This window comes from Mucilaginibacter flavidus (assembly GCF_024055575.1).
Classification (GTDB): domain Bacteria; phylum Bacteroidota; class Bacteroidia; order Sphingobacteriales; family Sphingobacteriaceae; genus Mucilaginibacter; species Mucilaginibacter flavidus.
In genome coordinates this window covers 111,533-137,584 of sequence record NZ_JAMXOE010000006.1, presented here as the reverse complement: position 1 = coordinate 137,584, position 26,052 = coordinate 111,533, and the positions used below count along the sequence as shown (strand labels likewise).

Annotated in this window: 22 protein-coding genes; 12 read left to right on the top strand and 10 right to left on the bottom strand. The window is 42.3% G+C overall.

From position 1 onward, the window contains the following. Window positions 1-145: 145 nt before the first annotated feature. The 3 genes from hemA to NAF19_RS12040 form a co-directional block, all read right to left on the bottom strand. Window positions 146-1,375 carry a glutamyl-tRNA reductase gene (hemA, locus tag NAF19_RS12050; RefSeq protein ID WP_252790303.1) on the bottom strand — a complete coding sequence of 410 codons (1,230 nt, stop codon included), beginning with the start codon at window positions 1,373-1,375 and terminating at the stop codon, window positions 146-148. Window positions 1,376-1,539: 164 nt separating this feature from the next. Further along, window positions 1,540-2,100, bottom strand: coding sequence for a globin family protein (locus NAF19_RS12045; protein ID WP_252790302.1), 561 nt, complete (start codon window positions 2,098-2,100; stop codon window positions 1,540-1,542). A gap of 11 nt (window positions 2,101-2,111) precedes the next feature. Next, window positions 2,112-2,537: a hypothetical protein gene (locus NAF19_RS12040; RefSeq protein WP_252790301.1), complete on the bottom strand. Its 426-nt coding sequence runs from the start codon at window positions 2,535-2,537 to the stop codon at window positions 2,112-2,114. Between the two features lie 387 nt (window positions 2,538-2,924). Here NAF19_RS12040 and NAF19_RS12035 point away from each other — a divergent pair, with 387 nt between their 5' ends. From NAF19_RS12035 to NAF19_RS12000, 8 genes are all read left to right on the top strand, one after another. After that, window positions 2,925-3,362: a MarR family winged helix-turn-helix transcriptional regulator gene (locus NAF19_RS12035; RefSeq protein WP_252790300.1), complete on the top strand. Its 438-nt coding sequence runs from the start codon at window positions 2,925-2,927 to the stop codon at window positions 3,360-3,362. Window position 3,363: 1 nt separating this feature from the next. After that, the gene (locus NAF19_RS12030; RefSeq protein ID WP_252790299.1) at window positions 3,364-3,870 is read left to right on the top strand and encodes a GNAT family N-acetyltransferase; all 507 of its coding nucleotides are present in this window, start codon (window positions 3,364-3,366) and stop codon (window positions 3,868-3,870) included. 331 nt (window positions 3,871-4,201) lie between these two features. Beyond that, a complete protein-coding gene (locus tag NAF19_RS12025; protein WP_252790298.1) occupies window positions 4,202-4,879 on the top strand; it encodes an ABC transporter ATP-binding protein in 678 nt (225 codons plus the stop codon). A gap of 29 nt (window positions 4,880-4,908) precedes the next feature. Next, a complete protein-coding gene (locus NAF19_RS12020) occupies window positions 4,909-6,258 on the top strand; it encodes a TolC family protein (protein ID WP_252790297.1) in 1,350 nt (449 codons plus the stop codon). Window positions 6,259-6,431: 173 nt separating this feature from the next. Then, a complete protein-coding gene (locus NAF19_RS12015; protein WP_252790296.1) occupies window positions 6,432-7,028 on the top strand; it encodes a porin family protein in 597 nt (198 codons plus the stop codon). Between the two features lie 207 nt (window positions 7,029-7,235). Next, on the top strand, window positions 7,236-9,032 hold the full coding sequence (locus NAF19_RS12010; RefSeq protein WP_252790295.1) for a glycoside hydrolase family 9 protein: 1,797 nt from the start codon (window positions 7,236-7,238) through the stop codon (window positions 9,030-9,032). Window positions 9,033-9,058: 26 nt separating this feature from the next. Continuing rightward, window positions 9,059-11,338, top strand: coding sequence for a glycoside hydrolase family 3 N-terminal domain-containing protein (locus NAF19_RS12005; protein ID WP_252790294.1), 2,280 nt, complete (start codon window positions 9,059-9,061; stop codon window positions 11,336-11,338). 524 nt (window positions 11,339-11,862) lie between these two features. Next, entirely contained in the window at window positions 11,863-12,906 is a 1,044-nt protein-coding gene (locus tag NAF19_RS12000) for a glycoside hydrolase family 53 protein (protein WP_252790293.1), read from the top strand. Here the strand turns inward: NAF19_RS12000 and NAF19_RS11995 are convergent. From NAF19_RS11995 to NAF19_RS11975, 5 genes are all read right to left on the bottom strand, one after another. Next, entirely contained in the window at window positions 12,903-13,967 is a 1,065-nt protein-coding gene (locus NAF19_RS11995) for a DUF3667 domain-containing protein (protein WP_252790292.1), read from the bottom strand. The two genes, NAF19_RS12000 and NAF19_RS11995, sit on opposite strands and share 4 nt — an antisense overlap. A 65-nt stretch (window positions 13,968-14,032) precedes the next feature. Beyond that, window positions 14,033-15,292 carry a nucleoside permease gene (locus tag NAF19_RS11990; RefSeq protein ID WP_252790291.1) on the bottom strand — a complete coding sequence of 420 codons (1,260 nt, stop codon included), beginning with the start codon at window positions 15,290-15,292 and terminating at the stop codon, window positions 14,033-14,035. Between the two features lie 129 nt (window positions 15,293-15,421). Beyond that, the gene (locus NAF19_RS11985) at window positions 15,422-16,027 is read right to left on the bottom strand and encodes a bifunctional nuclease family protein (RefSeq protein WP_252790290.1); all 606 of its coding nucleotides are present in this window, start codon (window positions 16,025-16,027) and stop codon (window positions 15,422-15,424) included. Between the two features lie 24 nt (window positions 16,028-16,051). Further along, window positions 16,052-17,029 (bottom strand): electron transfer flavoprotein subunit alpha/FixB family protein, encoded by a 978-nt coding sequence (locus NAF19_RS11980; protein WP_252790289.1) that lies wholly within the window; start codon window positions 17,027-17,029, stop codon window positions 16,052-16,054. A 39-nt stretch (window positions 17,030-17,068) separates the two neighbouring features. Beyond that, a complete protein-coding gene (locus NAF19_RS11975; protein WP_252790288.1) occupies window positions 17,069-17,806 on the bottom strand; it encodes an electron transfer flavoprotein subunit beta/FixA family protein in 738 nt (245 codons plus the stop codon). 104 nt (window positions 17,807-17,910) lie between these two features. Between NAF19_RS11975 and NAF19_RS11970 the strand changes: the two genes are divergently transcribed. Next, entirely contained in the window at window positions 17,911-18,234 is a 324-nt protein-coding gene (locus NAF19_RS11970) for a heme biosynthesis protein HemY (protein WP_252790287.1), read from the top strand. Window positions 18,235-18,378: 144 nt separating this feature from the next. Continuing rightward, on the top strand, window positions 18,379-19,581 hold the full coding sequence (gene chrA / locus NAF19_RS11965; RefSeq protein ID WP_252790286.1) for a chromate efflux transporter: 1,203 nt from the start codon (window positions 18,379-18,381) through the stop codon (window positions 19,579-19,581). 88 nt (window positions 19,582-19,669) lie between these two features. On the opposite strand, the gene dnaB is transcribed toward chrA, so the two are convergent. Beyond that, window positions 19,670-21,241 carry a replicative DNA helicase gene (gene dnaB, locus NAF19_RS11960; protein WP_252790285.1) on the bottom strand — a complete coding sequence of 524 codons (1,572 nt, stop codon included), beginning with the start codon at window positions 21,239-21,241 and terminating at the stop codon, window positions 19,670-19,672. Window positions 21,242-21,536: 295 nt separating this feature from the next. Between dnaB and rlmB the strand changes: the two genes are divergently transcribed. Continuing rightward, window positions 21,537-22,310 carry a 23S rRNA (guanosine(2251)-2'-O)-methyltransferase RlmB gene (gene rlmB, locus NAF19_RS11955; protein ID WP_252790284.1) on the top strand — a complete coding sequence of 258 codons (774 nt, stop codon included), beginning with the start codon at window positions 21,537-21,539 and terminating at the stop codon, window positions 22,308-22,310. A 96-nt stretch (window positions 22,311-22,406) separates the two neighbouring features. On the opposite strand, the gene NAF19_RS11950 is transcribed toward rlmB, so the two are convergent. After that, on the bottom strand, window positions 22,407-23,492 hold the full coding sequence (locus NAF19_RS11950; protein ID WP_252790283.1) for a mannose-1-phosphate guanylyltransferase: 1,086 nt from the start codon (window positions 23,490-23,492) through the stop codon (window positions 22,407-22,409). A gap of 330 nt (window positions 23,493-23,822) precedes the next feature. Here NAF19_RS11950 and recQ point away from each other — a divergent pair, with 330 nt between their 5' ends. Continuing rightward, on the top strand, window positions 23,823-26,015 hold the full coding sequence (recQ, locus tag NAF19_RS11945; protein WP_252790391.1) for a DNA helicase RecQ: 2,193 nt from the start codon (window positions 23,823-23,825) through the stop codon (window positions 26,013-26,015). Window positions 26,016-26,052 lie beyond the last annotated feature (37 nt).

Sequence of the window (26,052 nt, the reverse complement as noted above, 5' to 3'; positions counted from 1 at the left end):
GATATCAGGTGAAATTAGTACACAGATTGAAACAAAACAATCTGATTTTTAATAGTATATACAGCATCAAATAAAGTATTACGATAAGACGGCAACGATCATAATTAAAGTGGAGTTGTATAGTACCCGGCGGAACGAAACTGATTTATGCAGTTGCCATAAACTCATTAATAGCTTCCAGGTAATAACAGCCCTGAAGATTATCACGGCGCATTTTATTTGCAGCCATTTTAACAACGCACTGTATTTTTTTCTCATCAACAAAGATGGAACGCACACTATTTCGATATAGACTGGTTTCTTGTTGCTGGTATATTTGGCTTAGCTTGGTTTTAATGGCATTTAATGCGGGGGCATTCTTGCTCATCGTATACCAATCCATAAAGCCGTCCATTTGTATGGCGATTATTTCCTGAGCTTTTGGTTTTTCTGCTTCACGTGCTTTCAAAGTTTCATCGTTAAGTTTCGAAAGCATATCAACGTTAACTAAAGTGATGTTAGGGAGGGTGGCTGCAAATTCTTCTACATTATAAGGCACCGATAGATCGATAATAAGCTTCTCGCCGCAATTTACAAGATGCGAGGCTAACACAACTGGTTCACAGGCGTTTGAGGCCACCAGGATAATGTCAGATGTTTTGATGTGATCGTCCAAATCACATAAGGGGGCGCATTTTAAGCCTAATTCGGCAGCGAGTTGTGCGGCCTTGTCTTCTGACCTGTTGATGAGTGTAACGTTGCTGGTTTTTAAATAATCGACCAGATTTTTGCAAGTATTACGTCCGATTTTTCCTGTACCAACAAGTAAAATTTTTGTAGCGTGGTTAATTTCAACATGACGTTTGATGTATTGTATAGCTGCGAATGAAACAGAAACAGTCCCGCCGCTTAATTTGGTTTCGTTTTTTACCGTTTTCGATGATTGCAATACATTGTTGACCAGCCGTTCCAAAAATGAATTTAACATCCCATGAGCTTTTGACAGCTTAATCACCTGTTTTAGTTGTCCGGTTATTTCATAGTCACCCAGTATTTGCGAATCTAAACCGGCGCCAACGTTAAATAAATGTTCAACTGCTTTTGCACCATTTTTTGAATAAGCCAGCTCGGCAAATGTTTCGCTGTCACCCTTGGTTTGAGTACATAAAAGGTCAATTAACAAGTCTGAATTGGGCGCGAATCCATAAATTTCTGTTCGGTTGCAGGTTGATAAAACAAATAAACTATCGATATTATAAGCAGGAGCCAGTTCCAAAATGCGCTGATAACCTTCGTTACAGATGGCAAATTGGCCTCTTATGCTCGCATCAGCTTTCTTATAATTGATGCCAATTGCGAAAAAATGAGCGATATCGATAGGTTTTATTATCTTCATATACCTGATTTTTAATTAATTACGTTATTTTAAGCGCTTCGGTTGTTAAGAAATACAATTTTACTGTCACGCAATTGTCATTAGGCATTGCGTAGTTTTATTAATGAAAAAACCCGGAATAAATCCGGGCTTTTTCGATAGATTAAACAAACCAACTATTGCAATTACTTTTGAACAACCTGTGCCTTTAGGCTAACAACAATTTTGCCTACTGAACCAAGCAAATTTGCAGGCAGTCCGTTTTTATTAGCGCCTTTTACCAAATCATCCACAAATGCGTCAAAATCAGCGCTGGAAGCTTTTCCATTCATACGTGAATTTTTTGCCGGATCGTGCGCTTCAGTCATACTCATGCCGTTGTATGTATAATGTTTTGCACCTGTAGCTACGGCAACAAAGGTTGTAAGGTTGTCGCTCAACTCAGTAAAGCCGGAAAGGTCGCCCTTTGTAACTTCGGCCAGCAACACGGTGAAATGGCCATTGATCCTGCTATCGCCTGCAATTACGAAAATTGTACTGTCGATAACTGAGCGAATGCCTAACCGGCCTTTTTCAATCATAGTCCCTGCTTTCGCAGGGTCATTAACCATAGCAGTTCCGCCAAGGGAATCATAAAGCGTAGGTTTAACCGGTGTAACATTGTTTGATTTATTGCTGCACGATTCAATTGCCAGTACTGCTAACAATGCCGTTGCCGCAAATAATAAGTTTGATACTTTTTTCATGGGTTTTGTTTTTAAATTATGTTTGAGATTACTTTATATATTTTGTAAGCATAAGAGGTAGAAGCCACAGGGCACCCGCTCTTCATTTGTTCGCCGCTTGGGACAAATCTTTCGGCTTTAAGCGCAAAATTTGATTTTAAATCTTGGGTGACCCGATCGCCGGTAGTTTTTAACGGGAAGAAGGTGAACACCACGTTCCTGTTTTGTGCGTTTACCACCGCGTGGTCAATTCCTTTTTCATGCGCCATCCATGAGGTGATTTTGTTGGCATCATCCTGGCTTATCGGTTGCTTAATATCAATGCGTGCCATTACCCTTGTGTTTGCGTTAGGAGCCGGGCGATAGACGAAATAGATATGAACAGCAAGAACCAAAACGAGAAACAAAAAGGTACCGAGGCTGTAAAGAAGGATTTTTTTGATTGTCTTTTTCATCATCGTGATTTTTTAGTTTGTTGATCAATTGTCGCGGTGGTTAAAATTTACACTGCTATTACAATTAACGAAGAATGAAATAGTCCCGGATTTATGGTTTAGTGAAATAGGGTAATAATTCGTAGAACCGGAGGTTGTATGAGTTGATTTATTGATAGTTATGAACATGATTGAGTTAAAATGAGGGGTAAAAAGAAATCAGGAAAATTATTTATTAAATAAAATCAGCATTTTAACTACTGAGAATTGGCGAGAACGCTATTGTAAGCAATATGCCAAAATTCATACCCGGTACCCAAATTTCAGGCGCGCGATACGCTATTTTGTAAATTTTCAATGGAGGTAGATAAATATAGTTGCTTTTGTCAACGATGTCTCTATGTTTTTATAATGATAGACGAATATGTAGCCCGCATCAGGGCGTTCAACCGTTTTTATACATCGGTAATTGGTTTGTTGGATAAATATCTCGACAGCGAGTTTTCACTAACCGAAGTGCGTATTATCTTCGAACTGTACCATCATCCCGATGGGATGACCGCCAGCGACCTTATCGATTTATTAAATCTCGACAAAGGCTATCTAAGCAGGCTGCTTCAAAATCTCGAAAAAAAGGGGCTTATCCTAAAAAAACAGTCTGAGCAGGATGGAAGGGTATTTAAATTGCAGCTGTCGTCGAAAGGGAGTGATATTTTTTGGGGATTAAATGATACTTCACAAGCCCAGGTAAAAGATATGCTGTCAAGATTTACCGAAGCAGATATTATGGCCTTAACCGGCCATATGGAGGCCATCAGGAATATTTTTGAAAATAGACCCCACAAATAACATGAATCACGATATTAGTTTAAATGACATTACTATCCGTACTTTCCTTCGGCCCGGCGATATTGGCTATGTAACCTGGATGCACGGAGCGTTATACTGTAAAGAGTACAATTTTTCAACCAGCTTTGAGGCTTACGTCGCTGCCGGCCTGTATGAGTTTCATAAACATTACGACCCTGATATGGATAGGGTATGGGTTGCTGTGCACAAAGGCAGGATAGTTGGTTTTTTGCTTTTAATGCATCGTGAAAATAATGCGGCGCAATTGCGTTTTTTTATTTTAGAACCCGAATATCGCGGTATAGGGCTAGGCAAAACGCTAACGATGTTGTTTACGGATTTTTTAAAGGAAAAAGGTTATAAAACATGTTTCCTCTGGACAACAGAAGAACAAATAACCGCAGCCGCTATTTATAAAAAAATGGGCTTTGTTTTAACAGACGAAGTGGAATCAATTACGTTCGGAAAAAAGCTGATGGAGCAGCGGTATGAGTGGATATTGTGTTAACTTTAAAACAAGATGACAACTCGTTCTCCAAGCTCCTGGAACATGAAGGCAAAGCCATTTTTATTACTGACGCCAGTTGGTTTATTCGTAACAGCTCACAATTCGTCAATCTTCAACTTGTATCATAACCGTACGCCTCATGTTACATAAGCGAACAGTTTTTAGCTAAAGTTCAATACATAAAAACTTGATATTTAACATATTAAAAGTTTGGTATGTTATTGATGCCTATGTGCCCGAATTACGGGATAGCTATAATTAATTTCAAATAGTTATTATAAATTAGCAACTCGATAATTCACCAAATAACTAATTCATTAATTAAAAACACATGTTATCACTTCAGCATATTTCAAAGTACTACCAGGCCGGCGGCAACAAGAATATTGTATTAAACGACATTAACATTGAGGTTGAAGAAGGCGAATTTATTTCTATCATGGGCCCGTCGGGCTCGGGCAAATCAACGTTGCTGAATGTTATCGGCATGCTTGATGAACCATCTGAAGGATTTCACTATTTCGTGGGCAATGCTGTTCATCAATTGAAAGACAAACAACGTTCGGCCCTTTATAAACAATATATCGGCTTTGTGTTCCAGGCTTACCATTTGATAGACGAACTTACCGTTTATGAAAACATCGAGACCCCATTAATTTACCAGGACTTTAAGGGCACCGAGCGCAAAGCTATGGTTGCCGATATGCTCGACCGTTTCCAGATCGTAGGTAAAAAAGACCTTTTCCCCGCGCAATTATCAGGTGGTCAGCAGCAGTTGGTGGGTATAGCCCGCGCGCTTATTGCAAGACCAAAACTATTATTGGCCGATGAACCCACTGGTAACTTAAACTCCAAACAAGGCGAGGAAATTATGGAATTATTCCGTAAGCTGAATAAGGAAGACGGAGTAACTATTATCCAAGTAACACACTCAGAAAAAAATGCCGAATACGGCTCAAGAATAATTAACCTTTTAGACGGCAGAGTAGAATCATCACATAAATTCTAAAAATACCGGCAGTAAATATCATCATAATCATGTTTTTCAAAAAAATATCTTTAGTCCTTTTAATCTTATCCGCAACAGTTATTGCAAAAGCCCAGCCTGCACAAACGCAGCTTGATAGCGTCTTAACCTTGCAGCAGTGTGTTAATATTGCCATTATTAATAACCTTAGCGTAAAGAAAAGTGAAACCCAAATGCTTCGCGACAAGATTTCCTGGGACCAGGCACGCGAATACCTGTTGCCAAATTTAAATGGACAGGCGGGGTATAATATTACTTACGGTCGGGGTACCAACACTTCAGGTGTGACAGTTAGTGCATCACAAAGTAAATTTGCACAGTTTTCTCTTAACAGTAATATTCTTTTATCTAACGGCCTAAGCGCGATAAATTCCATCAGGCAAAATTCATTGGCCTACCAGGCGGGAAAAATGGATTTCCAGGAGGTTAAGAACGAAACCACGTTGACTATAATTTCTTTGTACTTCATAGAACTCAACAGCGAAGATCAATTGAGCCAGGCCAAGTTGCAGTTTGATGCCTCGAAAGTAAACCTTGACCGCGAAAAAAATTTAAATGATGCCGGTAGTATTGCGCCAGCCGAATACTATAATATTAAAGGGGTACACAGTACCGACCAGATAAACATTTACAACGCGCAAACAGCGGTGTTAACAGCCAAAATTAACTTGCTGGAAGCTATGAACGTAGCTTATAAAAAGGACATAAGATTGGAACGTTTGCAGGCTAATAATTCGCCCGGACTTTATCCATCAAACCCTGATGAAATATATTCGGCTGCGCTAAGCAGCTTAGCATTGGTTAAAGCGTCAGACCTTAGGGTAAAATCGGCTGAAAAAGAAGTTTCGGCTGCCAAAGGGAAGTATTACCCAACATTATCATTAGGTTACGGAACCTCTACCCAATACTCAAACTTACCTAACGGCAACGAACCGCCGGCAAGCTTTAGTTCGCAGTTTAAAGACAACAGGCTATACGGCCCAAGTCTTAATTTGCAGGTACCTTTCTTGAATTATTTTCAAAGCAGGAATAATGTAAGGCGCGCTAAACTTGATTTGCTTGATGCACAGAATAACAACAGCTCAACGCAAATTCAGCTAAAGCAACAGATAGAGCAGGCCCATGCAAACATGAACAACGCATACGACCGCTTGCAGATTCTCAATGATCAGGTTGTGACTTACCAGTCGCTTTACGATGCCCAGAAAACAAAATTTGACGCTGGTGTTATCACATCCGACATATTCATTATCGCTAAAAACAACCTTGACGCAGCTAATGTAAACCTGATTAACGCCCGGTACGACTATCTAATACGCACTAAAATATTAGATTACTACCAGGGAAAACTAAGCTTCTAAATTTTTATAATTCTTTTTGGATTAATAAAATTTGTTCTACATTTATCGCAGATTCTACCAAAATATCCGGTATACATTAAATTGATTAATGTATACCGGATATTGCTAATTTAAGGCCATTCCTACACTATTTAAAATCAACTATTTTATTTATAAACTCCTTATTAATCACTATGAAAAAACTAATTCTTACTTTAATAACAATTACAGCTGCGTTTACTTTTAGTTCGGCGCAGGTTATACCATCGTTCCAGTTAGGTATTAAGGGCGGTGTGAATTTTGCAAGCTTATCATCATCAGCAGGTTCAACATTCAGCACAGGTAACCGTGCCGGGTATTTAGGCGGATTATGGGCGAGGGTTGGGGCTTTGGGCTTTAATTTCCAACCCGAACTTTATGTAACCGGCAAAAATGTTCAAATTACAGACAATGGCACCGAGGTAAAAGCGAAATTTACCAGTATTGACGTGCCGCTTTTATTTGGGGGCAAAATTGGTGCGTTTGGTTTTGGCGGACGTTTTTATACAGGCCCGCTGGTGTCATTTGCCATTAACAAAAGCCAAAGCTTCGGTACAGCTGTAGGTAACGCAACCTCGCTCGATTATAGAGATCAAAATTACGCGTGGGTATTCGGTGCAGGAATCGATATTAAAAACATATCGGTCGACTTACGTTACGAAGCAGGACTTAGCAAGCAAACTTATGGCAGCTCACAAACCAAGGTTAGTTTGTTTAATTTAAGTTTGGCAATACCGCTGCTTAAAATATAACATTCAAAATATATGATGTGAGGCCCGCTTGAAAAGCGGGCCTTTTTTGCTTAATCCCAAACTATCGATCGTGCTCTGATTACTTAAATGCTTGTTTAGTATTATATTTTTCGCCGGTTATTGCCAATTTAGTATTATACTTATTGTACAAGTTACACTTATCTTTATAAACCATTTATAGGCGATATTAAACAAGTGTTTCTATTTATGTGTAATAAATATTTGCAAGGGTATATAAAAAACTACTGTTGCCTGCTTGCGGCGGCTTTTGTTTTTGGTGTTCAGCCTGCTTTTTCACAGCAAAAAACTGGCAACGAAGGCGTTAACGTCCGGTTAAATCAAACCGGTTTTTATCCGGCCGGTCCCAAAATCGGTATTGTATTAAACAGTAAAGGCGATGATTTTTATATCCAGACGACTGCCAAAAAGAATGTATATGCCGGCAAATTGAAAAAATCAATTAAGCCGACATTTGGAGGAGCTTATACCGGAATTGCCGACTTTTCCGAATTTAAAACCGCAGGCAAATATCTGCTTTATGTGCCTGGCTCGGGCTATTCGTTTCCATTTGAAATTAAACGAGCTGTGTACCACGATGTTGCGGCGGCTTCTATAAAAGCTTACTATTTTATGCGTGCGTCCATCGCCCTAAATGAAAAATATGCGGGCAAATGGAGCAGGGCAGAGGGGCACCCGGATACAAGCGTATTAATCCATGCATCTGCAGCGAACAGCGGCCGCCCGGCGGGCACAGTTATTTCATCGCCCCGGGGCTGGTACGACGCCGGCGATTATAACAAATACATAGTTAACAGCGGGATTACTACAAGCACATTATTGTCATTATACGAGGATTTTCCTGCTTACATGAAAACTGTGAAGTTGAACATTCCCGAAAGCGGTAATGGTTTGCCGGATATACTGAATGAAGTACTGTGGAACATGCGCTGGATGCTCACCATGCAAGACCCGGCGGACGGCGGGGTGTACCACAAACTAACCAATGCGGCATTTGATAAAATGGAAATGCCCGATAAAAGCACGGAACCGCGGTTCGTAGTGCAAAAAGGAACTGCAGCAACGCTCGATTTTGCCGCCGTGCTGGCGCAGGCCAGCAGGGTTTTCAGTAAGTTTAAAACGCAGTTGCCGGGTTTGGCCGATTCCTGTTTAACACAAGCAAGCAAAGCATGGGACTGGGCGGTGAAAAACCCCAATGTGGTTTACAACCAGGATACCATGAACAAACAGTTTGAACCCAAAGTAGCCACCGGCGCTTATGGTGACCGCAATTTTAAAGACGAATTTATTTGGGCAGCATCCGAACTCACGGTTGCGACTCAGAAGCCTGGCTTTTTAAAAGACATAAATTTACTGCCCGATACTACGATGCCGGTGCCCACCTGGAGCCAGGTAAAGCTTCTGGGTTACTATACGCTCCTAAAAAACAACAAAGCGTTCGGTCCAAATGGCCCAAAGGAACTATCAGAAATTAAAAAACGATTACTGGCTGCAGCCGATAATATGATAGCTGGTGCAGATGAAACGGCCTATCAAACCGTGATGAACAAATCTGCCAGGCATTTTGGTTGGGGCAGCAACTCGGAAGCGGCAAATGAAGGGATTTTGCTGATACAGGCTTACCGCTTATCACCCAATAAAAAATACCTGGACTATGCTCTTGCCAACCTTGATTACATTTTAGGCAGAAACGGCGCGGGTTACTCGTACATAACCGGTTACGGCAGTAAAATGCCTATACACCCACATCACCGGCCGTCAGTAGCTGATGGCATTGCTGACCCAATACCAGGTTTATTGGCGGGCGGCGCTAACCCCGGCATGCAGGATGGGATAAAAGTACCATCGACCAACCCTGACGAAGCCTACATAGATGACGACCGCGCTTATGCGGCAAACGAAATAGCAATAAACTGGAATGCACCGTTTGCTTATTTAGCAAATGCGATAGAGGCGTTGCAGGCTGAATTTAGAAAATCAAAATAAAACCAATCAACCAAACCAATATAATCATGAAAAGGATAATTTTTATTTTAAGCGCAGTATGTTTTAACGTGCTGCTGCTGGCTGCCCAGCCCAAAAAGGGCCAGTCACAAGGGAGCGATATCGACAAAAAAGTTGATGCCTTGATCGCCAAAATGACGCTCGAAGAAAAAGTAGGGCAGATGACGGAGGTGACATCAGACGTAGTATCAACCACCACCAATGGGGCACATCAAATTGATGCTGCGAAAATAAAGGAAGCTATTTTAAAATATCATGTCGGCTCAATATTAAACGTGAGTGGCCAGGCTTATACCCGCGAACATTGGTACGAAGTTGTATCAGCCATACAGGCTGAAGCGGCTAAGGACCGGTTGAAAATCCCGGTCATATACGGTATCGACGCGATACATGGTGTTACATACACTGCAGGCAGCACACTTTTTCCGCATGAAATTGCCATGGCGGCCACCTTTAACAGGGACATTGCCTACAAAGCCGGCGAGATAACGGCTTACGAAACTCGCGCCAGCTATATCCCCTGGAACTATTCGCCGGTGCTTGATTTGGGAAAATCACCATTATGGCCGCGTATTTATGAAACTTTTGGGGAGGACCCTTACCTGATAAAAACCATGGGCACCTCTATTATTAAAGGCTACCAGGGCAATGACGTTGGCGATAAATATCACGTTGCAGCGTGTATGAAACACTACCTGGGTTACGGCTACCCGGTAAGTGGCAAAGATCGCACGCCAGCCTGGATACCTGATCGTTACATGCGTGAATACTTTTTACCACCTTTTATCGAAGCGGTTAAGGCAGGAGCAAGGACAATTATGATCAACTCGGGCGAGATAAATGGTGTGCCCATCCACGGCAGTAAATATATGCTAACCGATGTGTTGCGCGGCGAACTGCATTTTGATGGCATAGCTGTAAGCGACTGGCGCGATATCGAATACCTGCACGACCGCCACCACATTGCAGCTACACAAAAAGAGGCAGTAATGATTGCCGTAAATGCCGGTATAGATATGAGCATGGTACCCTATGAGTACAGTTTTTACAACTATTTAATTGAGTTGGTGCACGAAGGCAAGGTATCGATGGCACGCGTAAACGAAGCTGTTCACCGCATATTGAAGGTGAAATATCAATTAGGCTTGTTTGAAAGGCCTGTTGGCAACCCCAATGATTATCCAAAATTCGGATCCGATGAGTTCAGGCAGGTGAGCGTGCAGGCAGCTACGGAAGCTATCACGTTGCTAAAAAATAACAATAATATACTGCCGCTTAAAAAGAATATCAAAGTGCTGGTAACCGGCCCAACCGCTAATACCATGCGCTCGCTGGATGGTGGCTGGAGTTATAACTGGCAAGGCGACCAGGCCGATAAGTTTGCAGCCGATAAAAACACCATTTTAGAAGCGATTCAGCAGAAAATTGGCAAGGGTAACGTAAGTTACGAGCCGGGGGCCACTTTTGATAGTCTTAAGAATGTAAATGATGCGGTAAAGGCGGCTAAAAATGCCGATGTGATTGTACTTTGCTTAGGCGAATTATCTTATACCGAAAACGTAGGGAATATTGACGACCTTAACCTGCCTTGGGCACAAACCCAGTTGGCTATGGAATTGGCAAAAACAGGTAAGCCGGTTATCCTGGTTTTAGCTGAGGGAAGGCCACGTATTGTTACCCAGGCCGAGAGCCGGTCTGCCGCAACGGTAATGACTTACCTGGCAGGTAACGAAGGGGGAGACGCACTGGCGAGTATTTTATTTGGTGATGCCAACCCGTCGGGCAGGCTGCCGGTTACTTACCCGAAATACCCGAACTCTTTAAACAACTATTACCGCAAAAACCTGGAGAATGGCAACTCTGATGACAGCCACAGTTATAACCCGCTGTATGAGTTTGGTTTCGGCTTAAGCTATACCACGTTTGGCTATGGCAACCTGCATTTGAGCAAACCTAACTTAAAGGCAAACGAAACTTTAACGGTTACTATCGATGTGAAAAATACAGGAACCGTTGAAGGTAAAGAGTCGGTTTTGTTGTACACCAGCCAGATGTATGCGAGCATTGCACCCGACACCAAACGTTTGAGGGCATATGATAAAATAAGTCTTAAACCAGGTGAGAGCAAAACCGTCACCTTTAAAATCACAGCTAAAGATTTAGCTTTTGTAAACGACATTAGCAAAACGGTTACTGAAGCAGGCGAGTTTAAAATTCAAATTGGCGACCAAACACAAAGCTTTAATTTTATCTCAAATACAGTACCGTCAAGGACAGGAAGATTATAGAACACATTAGAAATGTGGTTAAAGATGTGTAAAAAGCCAAATATCCGCGGCTTTTTACACATCTTTTTTCATTCTTTAAAATCATTCGCATGCCGGCAAAGCGTTCCGTTTTTACCAGCGGAACACCCGGAACGCTATGAAACATACTGATTATCAGGTGTTTTATTTTTACAGCGATTAAATATACTTGAGTCGCTAATTATTAAATGCAATAATAGAGGGTTCTAAAAAAGAAATTTTCAAGAGCGAAGCTTAAGTCCTCTACTTTGGAGAGGATTATTACATGAGGGCTTCGCCGTGTAGGTGAGGCGAACGAAAGTCTGGTTACGGCTTCTTATACCAACTTTCATTTGCTTAACGGCATCCCATTACCAGGCGAAAGTACCGACTGTTTTGTACGTTGTTCTGCCGGTATCAATCAACTCGTTGTAACGCTGAATAATAAATGTTAAATAAACATTTTATTTTTAATGCCGGGATTATATATTTGTTATACCAATTTATAATCTAAAAAAAAGACCAGCATGAAAAAGGTATTGTGGGTTTACAGTGGTCTGTTATTACTGATCATATCCTGCTCGAGCAAAGGAGGCAATCCGCCGCCAACCCCGCCCGAAACCTATAAACCGCCCGTAGTTTCAGCCGCATTTGCCAAAGGCGCTGATATCAGCTGGGTAACGCAGATGGAATCCACGGGCGTTAAGTTTTATGATAAAAGTGGTAACCAGCAGGATTTGTTTGGTTTAATGAAAAGTCTTGGCTTTAACTCCATCAGGCTGCGGGCTTGGGTTAATCCCGCCAATGGTTGGTGCAATACTGCCGATTTGGTTGCGAAAGCATTACGTGCAAAGGCTGCCGGTATGAAAATTATGATTGACTTTCATTACAGTGACAGCTGGGCCGACCCCGGCAAACAGCCAAAGCCCGCTGCATGGGCAGCACTCGATTTTGCCAACTTAACAACAACGTTGCATGATTATACGGTAAGTGTAATGAATACCTTAAAAACTAACGGTATCACGCCTGATTGGGTACAGGTTGGCAACGAAACCAATGATGGCATGCTTTGGGAAGATGGTCGTGCTTCAAAAAGTATGGCAAACTTTGCCGTGCTGATAAAGGCTGGATATTCTGCTGTAAAATCAGTGAGCAGCACTACTAAAGTAATCGTGCATATTTCGAATGGTTATGATAATAGCCTTTTCCGCTGGATGTTTGATGGTTTAAAGACAAACGGGGCACAATGGGATATTATAGGGATGTCGCTTTACCCTTCGGTTGATAACTGGGCGGACTATGACAGCAAATGCCTGGCTAATATAAATGATATGGTGAGCCGTTATTCTACACCGTGTATGGTTGTTGAGGTGGGCATGCCGGCATCATCGCCCGATGCGAGCCGTAATTTCCTGACAGACATTATTACCAAAGTAAACTCGGTATCTGGCAGCAACGGACTTGGCGTTTTTTACTGGGAACCTGAAGCTTATAACTGGCAAGGTTATGGCCTGGGTGCTTTTGACAATAGCGGAAAACCTACCATTGCCCTGGATGCATTTGGCGACTAAAGCAGCAGCGCCGATACCAGTAACACCAGGCTAAAGCAAAATATGAACACGACCATATCGCTTATATAAATACCGATAAACTTGGTTATCGTGCGGAACGTACTACGTTGATATACAACCTTCAGCGCCTTGTACGCATACCACATCATATAAATGCCTCCAATAAGGTTGACTATACCAATCCATGTTTCATTTTCAGGTGTTATTTTCAATAGCAGAATTAGCATCGCCAGAAAGATAAAAATGAAACAGTGCAGGTGGAAAGCAAATATCAGATGCTCCACGTAAAACTTTTTATTGCGCCAAAAGGTAATTTTTAATATCAGGGCGAACAACGGAAGCATCAGGAACATCATTTTTGGAATATTATGCCTTACCTCTTCGTAAAATACTTCCTTTGAACGTGTCCCATATTTTGTTTTATAATCGAAAGCCTTTTTATTATAAAGCTTTGCAAACCAGCTATCTTGTTTGCTTTCTGGCAGCTTTTGTTGCTTGGCAATGTATTGTTTATAGCTGCTATCGGCTGTAATGATAAGCAACCCCGATTTGAAGTTTCTGTCAACGGTATCTGGGCCCGCTTTGGTTTTTAGGTCGGCCTTGTGTTTAATTTCGTCGTTAACTATTTTAGTTTTTTGGGCTGCACTCAAATTATGGTCTTTGGCAAGTGACCGGCGCAACGAATCAATATGCTTTGAAGTTGCCGCCGGTGTTTTACCATTTTCGTCAATCTTTACAAAATCGCTTTCGCGCCCGGTATTAAAAAGCAGCAAAAAATAAACGATGCTGATGAATATGTACATTTTAACCGGGTGCAGGTACTGTGCGCGCCGCCCGTTTATGTATTCGTTAGTAAGGAACCCCGGTTTAAACAGCAGGGGCTTTAGGGTATGAAAAAACTGGTGGTCGAAATGAAAATAATCGCTGATAGCGTGGTTCATCATGTGGCCAAAGCTTTCCTTTAGTTCCAGGTTCTCCTGGCCACAATTATGGCAATATTTTCCTTCTAAAATGGTACCGCAGTTGAGGCAGTCTTTTTCCTGGCGGTAGTGTTTTTTCATTTTTTAAATGGATTTCAATAGCGTCTTAAATGTAGCGAATACCAACCAGTACAGCAAAAGGTTTTTTAAGCATTTTCTATGGCGCGCTCAAGTTCCGGCGTGTGTTTGTACCTGAACACAAACGGAAAAATAATTGCAATTACCAGGGCATATCCTGCGAAACTGAGCCATATGCCGTGCCAGTTTTTGCTATGGTCTGCCAGTGTAAAAAATTTGTCGATAAGAAAACCGCTGAGTATACTCCCGAAGAAGGCTCCAAATCCGTTTACCATCATCATAAACAAGCCTTGCGCACTTGCTCTTATTTCAGGCCCGATTTGCGTTTCAACAAACAATGAGCCCGATATATTAAAGAAGTCGAACGCCATGCCGTACACTATACATGATAAAACTATCATCCATAAGCCACCTGCCGGGTCGCCAAAAGCGAAGAGCCCAAATCTTAATACCCATGCAAGCATACTTATTAGCATAACATATTTAATTCCGAATTTCCGAAGGACAAAAGGTATTGCTAAGATGAAAAGCGTTTCTGATACCTGTGATATTGACATGATAATAGCAGGGTATTTCATAGCAAGCGAGTCCTTATATGCGGGCATATTATTAAAATCGTGGAGAAATGTATCGCCGTAAGCATTTGTTAGCTGCAAAGCCGCACCCAACAAAAGCGAGAAGGCAAAGAATATAGCAAACCGCGGAGTTTTAAATAGTGAGAATGCATTTAAACCCAGCATATTAACAAATGATTTGTCGCCGGTCTTTTTGAAAAGTGGAGGGCATTTAGGCAGCGTGAATGCAAAAATTCCCAAGGTAAGGGCAACCGCAGAGGCAATATAAAACTGGTTTGAGGTTGTTTCGCTATGGGTAATGCTAACTGTCCATAATGCTGCTATAAAGCCTATAGTTCCATAAATACGAATAGGGGGGTACTCTTTAACCACATCTATATTTGCCCTTTTTAATGCAGAATAAGCTACTGTTATTGATAGCGACAAGGTTGGCATGTAAAACACCATATTTAACAAAATTACCCAAAAAAATGTAGTTGGGTTAGTTACGAGGGGTAGGCAAAATAACGTTAAAGACCCTAAAATATGCATTACTCCATAAAGCTTTTCGGCGTTTATATACCGGTCTGCAATAATACCGGTAAGGGCGGGCATGAAGATGGCAGAGATCCCCATTGTAGAGAATATCGCACCAAATTGGGCACCCGACCAATGCTTATTTTGAAACCAATACGCTCCGATAGTTAGCAACCAAGCCCCCCACACGAAAAATTGCATAAAATTCATTAGTATTAAGCGGAACTTAATATTCATAGAGCGCTGGTTTAAAACAATAAATGTACAATTCGGTAATTAAAGCCGGAAAGTAGTGAAATAATTGCAAAATCACGAAGCTTCAATAGCAGAGTTTGTTAAAATTCCAGAGATGGTGATAAGGCGGAACTATGATGCTTTCCTTCGGTTAAGTTCATCGCGTATCTTGGCAGCTTTCTCGTACGACTCCTCCGCGAGTGCCTCCTGTAGCTTTGTTCGCAACTCATCGGTGCTCAGTGCTGCAAAGCCACCTGCAGAGGATGTTGTTGCCGCCGTCTTTTCTTCTTTTGTTTCATTGATGTTCTCAAGGTAAACAAAATCGTTTCCTTCTATTACTATTCCTGCAGTTGAAAGAATAAATTCGAAAGTATAAATAGGGCAATCGAAACGTACCGCTACGGCGATGGCGTCGCTGGTACGGGCATCAATTTCAACCGATTTTTTACCATCGGTGCAAATCAGTTTGGAGTAAAAAATGCCGTCGACAAGATTGTAAATCACAATCTCCTGTATTTTAATATTGTAGGCCTCACCCAGGCTTTTAAATAAATCGTGGGTCAAGGGCCGGCTGGGCGTCATTTTCTCAATCTCGATAGCAATGGCCTGCGCCTCGAAGCTGCCGATTATAATTGGCAGGCGCCTGCGGCCGCTTACTTCGCCTAAAACCAAAGCATAAGCACCAGACTGCGTTTGGCTGTACGATAAACCAACAATGTCCAGTTTTATTTTTTTCATATCATTACCCATCACAACACATCTTTATGCCGAAGCTTTGTATTCTTTTACAGCTGCAATCAATTTTGGTACTACTTCAAAGGCATCGCCAACAATACCGAAGTCTGCTACTTTAAAAAACGGCGCCTCAGGATCTTTGTTTATCACAACGATAACTTTCGACGAACTTACACCAGCCAGGTGTTGTATTGCGCCCGAAATTCCTATTGCAATATACAAATTTGGACTGACAGCAATACCTGTTTGGCCAACATGTTCGCTATGCGGGCGCCATCCGGCGTCAGACACTGGTTTTGAGCACGCCAATGCAGCACCCAGCAAACCTGCCAGTTCCTCAATCATGCCCCAGTTTTCAGGCCCTTTTAACCCGCGACCTGCAGATACAACAATATCAGCATCGGGCAGGGAAACTTTATCGGTCGAGCGCACAATCTCTTTAATTATGGCTTTAAAATCCGATGCATTGCCTTCGGTTGCGTAGTCTTCAACTGTTGCCGCGCCGCCTTTTTCAACAACTTTATAAGAGTTCGGTGTTAGCGATATTACTTTATTGGCTGAAGTTAACTCAACTATAGCAAAAGCCTTACCCGAAAAAGCGGTCTTTTTAACAGTAAACTTGCCACCAGTTTGTTCTGGCAGCGCAACCGCGCCGTCAGCAACGCCAGCTTGTAATTTTACACCGACACGGGGAGCAAGGCCACGACCTGAAAATGAATTTGATAATACTACGATATCAGCGCCTTCCTTTTTAGCCGCGTCGGCTATAACGGAAGCATAGGCCTGGTTAATGAAGTTTTTCAATTTAGCGTTCGAAACATTCAACACCTTTTCGGCGCCATATTTGCCAAGCGCGGTCAATTGGTCGTTGCTTACATCGCCAATAGAGATAGCCACTAAATTGGTATTATTCTGATCGGCAATGGCGCGCGCATATGAAACAGCTTCGAACGTTGATTTTTTAAATTTCCCTTCGGCGTTTTCGGTATATACTAAAACTGGCATAATAAATCTTTAGATAAATAATTTGGTTAAGGCTTATTGTTAGATTACCCGGGCCTCGTCGTGTAATAAGTCAACCAGCTTCGCGGGATCATCGGCAGCAATCAGTTTAACCTGGCCACGCGGTGCAGGTGTCTCATAACTGATAATTTCGGATAATGTTTTAACCCCGACCGGCTCGATAACGGTTAGTGGCTTGGTACGCGCCGACATGATGCCGCGCATGTTTGGTATTTTTGGTTCGGCCACGCCTTCTGCGGCACCGGCAACAATGGGCAAGGGGATCGTCAATACTTCTTTACCACCTTCAATTTCGCGTTCAATGGTGATATTATCGCCGTCGATATCTAATTTTTTGATGATTGATACCGATGGTAAATCCAGCAATTCGCCCAGCATACTTGCCACTTTCGAGCCATTATAGTCAATAGATTCGCGGCCTGTCAGTATCAAATCATACGGGTTTGCTTTTACATAAGCTGCAACTTGCGAAGCCACATACCAGGCATCGTGAGCTTTGGCATTTACGCGTACGGCATCTGTAGCACCGATAGCCAATGCCTTGCGAATCGTAGGCTCGGTACTTGCTTCCCCAATATTTATCACGGTAACAGAGCCATTGTCGCCATCGGTAAGCTCAATTGCACGGGCAAGTGCAATTTCGTCGTAAGGATTTAGTATAAACTGCACGCCGTTGTTATTAAATTGCGTGTTATTATCAGTAAAAGTTATTTTTGTAGTGGTATCAGGCACATTACTTATGCAAACCAGGATTTTCATCGTACTGTTGTTTATAGATTGATTACCTAAAGATAAATGACTCAAAATTGTTTTTCATTTATAAATCGGTTGTGCAAATTTAGTTAAAAAAGAGAGAGTTTAAAATGCAGATAAGCAGATTAGAGAAGCTATTGGAATTTATTAAAAATGAGCCGGGCGACCCGTTCCTTAAATACGCGCTGGCAACAGAGTATCTGCGTATCAATCAAACAGATAAGGCGCTTGGGTATTACGAAGACCTAATAACCAATCATCATGATTATGTAGGCACTTATTACCATTTGGGTAAATTATACGAAGCCCTTGGCCGCAAGCAGGATGCCATAAATACCTACGAAGCCGGCATGACAGTAGCCCGTGATAAGCGCGATAATCATGCATTTTCGGAATTGAAAGGCGTTTATGATGAGTTAATTGACGAATATTGAGCTGCAGTTCATAGTTGATGGTACATAGTTCATGATAGCTTCATTTAGACTGGGCCTATTTAAACGCGAACTTCAAACTAAATACTCAACAACCATCTACTTTCAGGCTATAAACTATGAACCATCAACCATGAACTAACCCCAATGAACAAAAGGCACCTCATTTTTCTTCGAGATGTAATTATATACACGTTCACAGCTTTTGGCGGTCCACAGGCGCATATAGCAGTTTTGCTGCGCGAGTTTGTTGAAAAGCGGAGATATGTTACTGAAGAAGAATTGATGGAACTGAATGCCCTGGCTCAATTGCTGCCGGGCCCTTCATCAACCCAAACACTGGTTGGCATTGCCTGGAAGGTAGGAGGGCTGCGCCTGGCTATTATTACCTTTTTTATTTGGGTGCTTCCCTCGGCTGCTATTATGTGCCTTGCAGCCATCAGCTATAAATTATTTGCTGATAAGTCAAAAAAATTCGCAGAAATACTGCGTTTTGTGCAGCCAATAGCGGTTGGAATTGTCGCTTATGCCACCTATAGTTTTGCAAACAGGTTTTTAAAAACAAGGGTAAGCACAATGCTGGCCATAGGTTCGCTGATTGCTACGCTTATTTTACAAAATGCTTACGCGTTCCCCTTGCTTGTTTTATTAGGCGGGATTATATCATCGGCGCTTGAAACGCAGCCCCAGGAAAACGAGCTGCGGGTGAAACTATTTTCGAACGTAAACCCCAATAAGGTAACTTACTTCATCGGTATCCTGTTGTTGTTTGCAGCACTTGGCGCGGTTATTAACCAAACATCGGTATTCAGCTTGCCTATTCGTCTGTTCGAAAATTTCTATCGAAATGGCATCCTGATTTTTGGCGGGGGGCAGGTGCTGGTGCCACTAATGTTTACCGAATTTGTTGGCGTTAAACATTATCTCACCAATTCAGAGTTCCTTTCGGGCTATGCGCTTCAGCAAGCTTTGCCGGGGCCGACGTTTTCATTCACATCGTTTTTAGGTGCCATTAGTATGGGGAATAAAGGCGCTGGCCTTCTCGGCCAGGTTTTTGGTAGTTTGGTTGCGGTTATCGGTATCAATGCGCCGGGATTGATCCTAATATTATTTATCGTTCCGTTCTGGAATGACTTGAAAAAGATAACCCGGATAAAAAACTCGCTTAGCGGTATAAATGCTGTGGCTGTAGGATTTATGGCGACAGCGCTTATTTTACTAGTGCGGCCATTTGGACTCGACTGGATGGCTTATTTAATAATGATTTGCTCGTTTTTGATTTTGAATTTCACGAAGATTAAAACTCCCGTGGTTATTGTTATTGGGGTGGTGCTGGGGCTACTGGTATAGTTCGTCAGCCCCCTAACCCCCTAAAGGGGGAACCAAAATTAAAGTGGATAATCAAAAACTCCCCCTTCAGGGGACTGGAGGGCTTCGCCTAAAACGGCACCGGCCCATCGTCATCATCCATCTGATCCATTTTTGACGGGCGGATAATAAAGTTACTTTGTTTTTCAAAATCCTGTGATGGGGCTAAGCCGGAGAATGCATTTGCCGGCGAGAATGAGCCATCCATTCCCTGGTCTAAGTCCGTAAACTTAACGAATTTACCAACAAACTTCAGCCTTACACGCCCGGTTTCACCGTTTCGGTGCTTGGCGATGATTACCTCACCGACGCCAGCTGTAGGCATATTGTCCTCATCAACTTCCAATCCGTAGTATTCAGGGCGGTACAGGAACAGCACCATATCCGCATCCTGCTCAATTGAACCTGACTCACGCAAATCTGATAGCATTGGCCTTTTTGAACCACCAGGTCGACTTTCAACCGCACGGCTTAACTGCGACAAAGCCAACACTGGGACATTTAATTCTTTAGCAACAGATTTCAGTGCACGCGATATACTACCAATTTCCTGCTCACGGTTACCACCGCCTTTGGCATCAGCTGCCTTACCGTGCATTAGCTGCAAGTAATCGACTATTATTAACTGGATATCATGCTGTGATTTTAAACGGCGGCATTTGGCGCGGAATTCAAAAATGTTTAGCGCAGGGGTATCATCAATAATTAACGGAGCTGCCTCCAGCCTTCCGATTTTGGAGTGGATTTGTTGCCATTCCCACTCTTCCATATTGCCCTTACGAATTTTCTCCTGCTCAATTTCAGTTTCGCCGGATATTAAACGGTTAACCAACTGAACCGAGGACATTTCAAGCGAGAACACAACTACCGGCTTATTAAAGTCAACAGCCGCGTTTCGTGCGCAGGTTAATACAAACGCGGTTTTACCCATCGCGGGGCGGGCTGCTATAATAACCAGGTCGGATTTTTGCCAGCCCGAGGTCATGCGATCCAGATCGGTAAAGCCGGAAGCTACACCAGTAAGTCCGTCTTTTTTATCTTTTAACGCTTCGATTTCTTTTAATGCTTCATGCATCAAATCATCCATTTTGCGCGAATCGCGGCGGAGGTTATTTTGGGCGATTTCGAAAAGGTTTTTCTCCGCTTTATCTAACAAATCCAACACGTCCGAAGTGTCTTCATAAGCGCTTTGAATAACTTCCGTCGAAATCCTTATCAATTCCCGCTGGATAAATTTCTGGATAATGATACGGGAGTGGTATTCGATATTGGCTGCAGAAGCAACGCGGTTGGTAAGTTCCGTGATGTAATAGGCGCCGCCTATCATTTCGAGTTCGCCCAATTGGCGCAATTGCGCTGTTACCGTTAAGATATCAACCGGCGATGATTTTTCGAACAAAGTCCGTATTGCCGCAAATATTTTTTGGTGGCTGTCTTTATAAAAAACGTCCGCCTTTAAAATATCAATTACTGAAGATAATGCATCTTTTTCGAGCATCAATGCGCCAAGTACTGCCTCCTCCAGGTCGATTGCCTGGGGCGGAAGTTTCCCAAGCCCGCTATATGGGGTTGGGTTAGTAATCCTGCTTCTCCTGTCGGTTGTGTTCTGCTTGTTGCCTGCGCTATCGTTATCAAAATTCATGGGACAACAAAAATATACAAAAGTTGACGGGAATGTTTTAGGATTATTCAACATCCGGCGATTTTTGGCAATAAAAATCGTTCAAAGAAAGCTCTGATTCAATGCATACGCCTAACATCTGATGTTTGCAAAATGTTAGTAACTTTATATAGCTATTGGTTTACAGTTATTTAACTGAATGTTAATAAAGTTTTGGATTGTTAACTATTCTAAAAAGACCAAAATAGTCTATTGGTTCAATAAGTGCTCAAATCAATAAATATGGCTATTTTTGCAATATTATTTTAATTTTTAAATGTCATATAACACAAGAGAGCCCCGAGAGAGTAACCAGGTAGTTTTTGGAACCAGGGCGGTGATTGAAGCCATCCGATCAGGCAAAGAGATAGAATCTTTATACATACAGCGAGGCATTGGCGGCGAGCTTTTAAACGAATTGCGGGCATTGTTGCACGAATATAATATCACAGCGCAACAGGTACCGGTAGAAAAGCTCAACCGCATTACCATGAAAAATCACCAGGGTGTGATTGCATTTATTTCGCCAATCATCTACCAAAAGATAGAAGATATCATCCCGGCTGTTTACGAAAAAGGAGAGGTGCCGCTGATATTGGTGCTCGATTCTATTACGGATGTGCGTAACATGGGCGCAATTGCCCGTACAGCAGAGTGCAGCGGGGTACATGCGATTGTGGTGCCCGGAAAAGGTTCGGCACAAATAAACCCGGACGCCATAAAAACATCGGCAGGAGCATTATACAAAATACCGGTTTGCCGACACGACAACTTTATGCAAACTGTAAAGTTTTTGCAGGAATCGGGCCTTCAGCTGGTTTGCTGCACCGAAAAAACGCAGGAATACATTTATAAACCCGATTATACCGTTCCAACAGCAATAGTTATGGGCTCGGAAGAAGACGGTGTGCGCAACGACATCATCCGTATAGCCGACCATTTGGCTAAAATACCAATGTATGGAGAAATCGAATCATTGAACGTTTCGGTGGCAACGGGGATAATTTTATATGAGGCGATAAGGCAACGTTTAGGCCCCCAAACCCCCTAAAGGGGGCTTTGAATAGCAATGGGTAAAAAGAAAGGCCGGTTTTTCGAACCGGCCTTTTGTTTTTTGCTCCCCCGTTAGGGGGCTGGGGGGCCTCGCCTAAATATACTTCGTCCCAAATTGCTGCTTCACATCGGCAACAACCTTTTTGACGTTTTGCTCCTGGTCGCGAGGGCATATTAAAAGCGTATTGTTCGATTCAACTACTATAAAGTCATGTAGCCCCTGCAATATTACCAGTTTTTCGCCGGGTACGTTAACCATACAATTCGAGGAATCGTACATAATAACTTTCTCCGACGGGATAACAGCATTGCCTACATAATCCTTCTCGGCAAGGTCGTATATGGACGCCCAGGTGCCCAGGTCACTCCAGCCAAATTCGGAAGGCAATACGTAAACATTATCCGCTTTTTCCATAATACCATAGTCGATGGAAATATTGGTACACTGCAGGTAGGAGTTATGGATATGAGCTTTTTCGTCACTGGTGTTGTAAACAGGTCGGGCTTCAGCAAAAATCTCGTGCATGTCAGGCAGATAATTGCTGAAGGCGTTTACAATTGCCTTAGCCGACCATACAAATATGCCGGCGTTCCATAAAAAGTCGCCGCTTTGCAAAAATGTTTTGGCAATTTCCAGGGTTGGCTTTTCTGTAAAAGTTTTTACCTTAAAAAAGTCATTGTTGAGGCTTTGTTCGGTATATTGAATATAACCATAACCGGTATCAGGCCTCGAAGGTTTGATACCAAGGGTTACGAGGCAATTATTTTTAGACGCCGTTTCAAGTGATTTTTCAATGCTGCTGATAAATGCAGCTTCATCGAGTATCAAATGGTCGGACGGGGCAACTACAATGCAAGCATCCGGGTTAAGGCTTTCTATTTTGAACGAACCATAAGCCACGCAAGGCGCCGTGTTACGCATTACCGGTTCGGTTAGTATCTGGTCGTCGGTCATATCCGGCAATTGCTTTTTTACAAGGCCGGTGTAAATCTCGTTGGTAACTACGTAAATGTTTTCTTTGGGGCATATTTTGAGGAAACGATCGTAAGTGTTTTGTATCAAAGTTTTGCCGGTTCCCAGGATGTCAATAAATTGTTTAGGGTGAGATGTGCGGCTTATGGGCCAAAAACGGCTTCCGATACCGCCCGCCATAATGATGGCATAGTAGTTTTTATTCATGTTTGTTAAACAATTTTTGTTTAAGTTGTTTGTTTGGCATTGCCAGTGAAGCTATCGCAGCCATTTTTTTCGATTTTGTTTACAGCCAATTAACCATAGTTTAATTTGGTAAACGCAGGGCAAAATTGAACAATAATTTGTAATATATGAATTAAATAAAACTAAATAAAGCAGCCCTGCAAGCTATAGAAGTTAAACGGGATAAATAAACAAATTGTTTTTCACAGAATAATCATTTTTATATAAAATTTTTAATAAAATCCATCGTTTATTGAGAAATTTTTGTTACTTTAAACTTTTAAATACAATCAAAAGAATACATCTGCAATGATAGAAACTAAGAAGTCGCTTTTTGATAATCTCCAGAACTTTTTTGGGTTCGACAACTTTAAGGGAGAGCAGGAAGCGATTATAACAAACATACTAGCCGGGAACGATACGTTTGTAATTATGCCCACGGGTGGTGGCAAATCAATGTGCTACCAATTGCCTGCGTTAATGAGTGAGGGAACTGCGATAGTTATCTCGCCGTTAATTGCTTTAATGAAAAACCAGGTTGACCAGTTAAGGGCCTTCGGTGGTTCAGACAGCATCGCCCATTTTTTAAATTCTTCGCTTACCAAAGCTGATATACTACGTGTTAAAGACGATGTGCTGGCCGGAAAAACCAAATTACTTTACGTTGCCCCTGAATCACTAACCAAACAGGAAAATATTGATTTTTTGCGTCTCAACACCGTGTCATTCGTAGCTGTTGATGAAGCGCACTGTATATCGGAGTGGGGGCATGATTTCAGGCCAGAATACCGCAAGATACGCCAGGTAATCAGTAATATTGGGGATAATATTCCAATTATAGCCTTAACAGCAACCGCTACGCCAAAAGTTCAGCAGGATATTCAGAAAAACCTGCAGATGAACAATGCTACTATCTACAAATCGTCGTTTAACCGCTCGAACCTGTTTTACGAGGTGCGTGCCAAGCGTAACGTAATAAAGGAGATAGTAAAGTTTGTTAAGCAAAACCAGGGTAAATCGGGCATAATATATTGCCTAAGCCGCAAAAAGGTTGAAGAAGTAGCCGAGGCATTAAACTTAAACGGCGTAAAGGCCCTGCCATACCACGCAGGCTTGGATCCTAAGGTACGTGCAGACACGCAGGACAAGTTTTTAATGGAGGATGTTGATGTTATCGTTGCAACAATTGCATTCGGTATGGGTATCGACAAGCCCGATGTGCGCTATGTGATCCACCACGATGTGCCTAAGAGTATGGAAGGCTACTACCAGGAAACCGGTCGTGCCGGACGCGACGGTGGCGAAGGTGTTTGTGTTGCTTTTTATTCGGAAAAAGATATCGATAAGTTGCAGAAGTTTATGAAGGACAAGCCTGTTTCGGAACGCGAAATTGGTACCCAGATACTTAAGGAAGTTATCGACTACGCCGAATCGTCGGTTTGTCGCCGTAAGCAGTTGTTGCATTACTTTGGTGAAAACTTTAACGAGGCAGGCTGTAATAACATGTGCGACAATTGCTGCGGCCCTAAAGAGCATTTTGACGGCGAGTTGCACCTGCACAAAGCCTTAAGCCTGGTTAAAACAATAGGCGAGAAGTTTGATGACCATCACATCATCAGCATATTGATGGGCGATGACAATGCCCAGATAAAAAATTACGAGCACGATTCGCTTGATTATTTTGGTTCAGGCAAAGAAGACGGTAAAAACCTTTGGGATTCGCTGATGCGCCAGGCGCTGCTGAACAATTTCCTGTCCAAAGATATTGACCAGTACGGCCTGTTGCGGTTAACCAAATTAGGCAACTCGTTTATTGACAACCCTTACAGCATCCGGTTTGTATTGAACAAACCCATGGGCGCTACTGACGATGACGATGAAGTTGACGGCCCTAAAGGCGGCGGCGGTGCCTTGGATACCGAATTGCTGCAGATGCTTAAGGATTTGCGTAAAAAGCTAGCCAAGCAAAAGGGTCTGCCACCATTCGTTATTTTCCAGGATCCGTCATTAGAGGAGATGTGTACGCATTACCCTATCACCAATGACGAACTGAAACAAATATCGGGCGTAGGAGCAGGGAAGGCCCTGAAATTTGGCAAGCCTTTCACCGATCTTATCCAAAAATATGTTGAGGATAATGACATAGATCGCCCTGTTGACATGGTGATAAAAAGTGCTGCTAATAAATCAGCACTTAAAGTGTTCATCATCCAGAATATCGACCGGCATTTAAATTTGGACGATATAGCTGCTTCAAAAGGATTGTCGTACGAAGAGATATTGAAAGAAGTGGAAACTATTGTCAATTCCGGCACCAAACTTAACCTTAACTATTACATCGACGAAGTGATAGATGAAGATAAACAGGAGGAAGTGTTTGATTATTTCCGCACGGCAGAAGTAGATTCGACAGAAGAGGCACTGGCCGAACTTGGAAGTGATGATTACACAATTGAAGAAATACAGTTAATGCGTATAAAGTTTATCTCGGAAATGGGGAATTAACGCGATAAGTAATATAAAATACAAGAGGCCTTCGGAT